Source organism: Actinomadura sp. 7K507 (genome assembly GCF_004348425.1).
Taxonomy (GTDB): Bacteria; Actinomycetota; Actinomycetes; order Streptosporangiales; family Streptosporangiaceae; genus Spirillospora.
The window spans coordinates 1-2,973 of the sequence record NZ_SMKK01000449.1; the positions used below are offsets into that span (position 1 = coordinate 1).

Annotated in this window: 3 protein-coding genes; all 3 read left to right on the forward strand. The window is 69.6% G+C overall.

What is annotated here, in order from left to right; genetic code table 11:
* The coding region (locus E1285_RS44220) for a molybdopterin dinucleotide binding domain-containing protein (RefSeq protein ID WP_132160885.1) at positions 1-887 on the forward strand (887 nt) is incomplete at its 5' end.
* Positions 888-2,633: a nitrate reductase subunit beta gene (gene narH / locus E1285_RS44225; protein WP_132160886.1), complete on the forward strand. Its 1,746-nt coding sequence runs from the start codon at positions 888-890 to the stop codon at positions 2,631-2,633.
* Positions 2,630-2,973: nitrate reductase molybdenum cofactor assembly chaperone (narJ, locus tag E1285_RS44230; protein ID WP_243723477.1), on the forward strand; the 344-nt coding region annotated here is incomplete at its 3' end. The genes narH and narJ, both read left to right, overlap by 4 nt.

The following is a 2,973-nucleotide window of genomic DNA, read 5'->3' on the forward strand; positions in this document are numbered from 1 at the left end:
CCGACGGGCGGCCGTCGCTGAAGCGCGACGTCCACGCCTGCGAGATGATCCTCACGCTGTCGGGGACGACGAACGGGCATCTGGCCACCGAGGGATTCAAGACCCTGGAGAGACGCACCGGCACCCGGCTCGCCGACCTGGCCGCCGAGCACGAGGGCAAGAAGATCACCTTCGCCGACACCCAGGCCGCCCCCGTACCGGTCATCACCTCGCCGGAATGGTCCGGATCGGAGAGCGGGGGGCGCCGCTACTCCCCGTTCACCATCAACGTCGAGCGCCTCAAGCCCTGGCACACCCTCACCGGAAGGCAGCACTTCTACCTCGACCACGACTGGATGGAGGAACTCGGCGAGCAGCTGCCCACGTTCCGGCCGCCGCTCGACATGACCGCGCTGTTCGGCGAGCCCGAGATCGGGGAGACCGGCGAGCTGGGGCTGGCCGTCCGGTACCTCACCCCGCACAACAAGTGGTCGATCCATTCGGAGTACCAGGACAACCTGTTCATGCTGTCGCTGTCGCGCGGCGGCCCGAACATCTGGATGAGCGGCGAGGACGCCGCGAAGATCGGCGTCCGCGACAACGACTGGATCGAGGCCGTCAACCGCAACGGCGTCGTCGTCGCCCGCGCGATCGTCTCCCACCGGATGCCGGAGGGGACGGTGTACATGTACCACGCGCAGGACCGGCTGATCGACGTCCCGCGCTCGGAGACCTCCGGCCGCCGCGGCGGCATCCACAACTCGCTGACCCGGCTGCTGATCAAGCCGAGCCACCTCATCGGCGGGTACGCGCAGCTGTCGTTCGCGTTCAACTACCTCGGCCCCACCGGCAACCAGCGCGACGAGGTCACCGTGATCCGCCGCCGCTCCCAGGAGGTGACCTACTAGATGCGCGTCATGGCGCAGATGTCGATGGTGATGAACCTCGACAAGTGCATCGGGTGCCACACCTGCTCGGTCACCTGCAAGCAGGCGTGGACCAACCGCAGCGGCGTCGAGTACGTGTGGTTCAACAACGTCGAGACCCGCCCCGGGCAAGGCTACCCCCGCCAATACGAGGACCAGGAGCGGTGGAAGGGCGGCTGGACCCTGAACAAGCGCGGGCGGCTCGCGCTCAAGGGCGGCGGCCGGCTCCGCAAGCTTCTGACGATCTTCGCGAACCCGAAACTTCCCGGCATCAACGACTACTACGAGCCCTGGACCTACGACTACGAGACCCTGACCAGCGCCCCGCTCCAGGAGCACACCCCGGTCGCGCGGCCCAAATCGCTGCTGTCGGGCAAGGACATGCAGATCACGTGGTCGGCGAACTGGGACGACGACCTCGGCGGGTCGATCGACCACGGGGACCAGGACGTCCTGCTCAAGGAGATCTCCGACAAGGTGAAGATGGAGTTCGACCAGACCTTCATGTTCTACCTGCCGCGGATCTGCGAGCACTGCCTCAACCCGAGCTGCGCCGCGTCCTGCCCGTCCGGCGCGATCTACAAGCGCACCGAGGACGGCATCGTCCTGGTCGACCAGGACAAGTGCCGCGGCTGGCGGATGTGCGTGTCCGGCTGCCCGTACAAGAAGATGTACTTCAACCACCGGACCGGCAAGGCCGAGAAGTGCACGTTCTGCTTCCCGCGCATCGAGGTCGGCATCCCCACGGTGTGCTCGGAGACGTGCGTGGGCCGCCTCCGCTACATCGGCCTGGTCCTCTACGACGCCGACAAGGTGCTGGAGGCCGCGTCCGCCCCGGAGGACACCGACCTGTACGAGTCGCAGCGCCAGGTGTTCCTCGACCCGAACGACCCGCAGGTCGTCGCCGCCGCCGAGCGGGACGGCATCCCCGCCGACTGGATCGAGGCCGCCCAGCGGTCCCCGATCCACGCGCTGATCAACACCTACAAGGTGGCGCTGCCGCTGCACCCGGAATACCGGACGATGCCGATGGTCTGGTACATCCCGCCGCTGTCGCCGGTCGTGGACGTCGTCCGCGACACCGGCCACGACGCCGAGGACCCCGGGAACCTGTTCGCCGCCATCGACGCGCTCCGCATCCCCGTCGAGTACCTCGCGGAGCTGTTCACCGCCGGGGACACCGCCCCGGTCGACGCCGTCCTGCGCCGGCTGGCCGCGATGCGGTCCTACATGCGCGACCTCAACCTCGGCCGCGACGCCGACGACGCCATCCCCGAGAGCGTCGGGATGACGGGCGAGGCGATGTACGACATGTACCGGCTGCTGGCGCTCGCCAAGTACGACGAGCGGTACGTGATCCCGACGGCGCACGCCGAGCAGGCGCACGGCCTGGAGGAACTGGCCACCGACTGCAGCCTGAACTACGAGGGCGGGCCCGGCATGGGCGGCTCCGGCATGGGCGGCGGCTCGGGCCCGTTCGGCGAGGGGTCCGGCGGCCCGAACCCGGTCGCCGTGGAGAACTTCCACATGCTCCAGCAGCGCCAGACCGCCGACAGCTCCGTGGACCCGGAGAACAAGCACAAGCGCGTCAACCTGCTCAACTGGGACGGCAAGGGCGCCCCCGCCGGGCTGTTCCCCGAGCGCGAGGACGGGACGCGGGGACCGGGCCCGGACGGCGCGAACCCGCCCGCCGACTCCGGCGACGCCGAGACGGAGCCGAAACCGTGAGGATCAGATCGCCGAAGAAGGCCGGTCCCGGCGACGCCGAGCTGGCCGCGGCCTGGCAGGTCGCGTCCCTGCTGCTCGGCTACCCGGACGGCGGGCTGCTGGAGCGGCGCCCGCTGCTGCGCCGGGCCGTCGCTGGGCTGCCCGCGTCCGCCGCCACGCCGCTGGGCCGCTTCCTCGACCACCTGGACGCGACCCCGCTGCGGCAGCTGGAGGCGGACTACGTCGCCACGTTCGACCACCGCAAGCGGTGCTGCCTCTACCTGTCGTACTACGCCTACGGCGACACCCGTAAGCGGGGGATGGCCCTGCTGCGCTTCAAACAGGCCTACGAGGCGGCGGG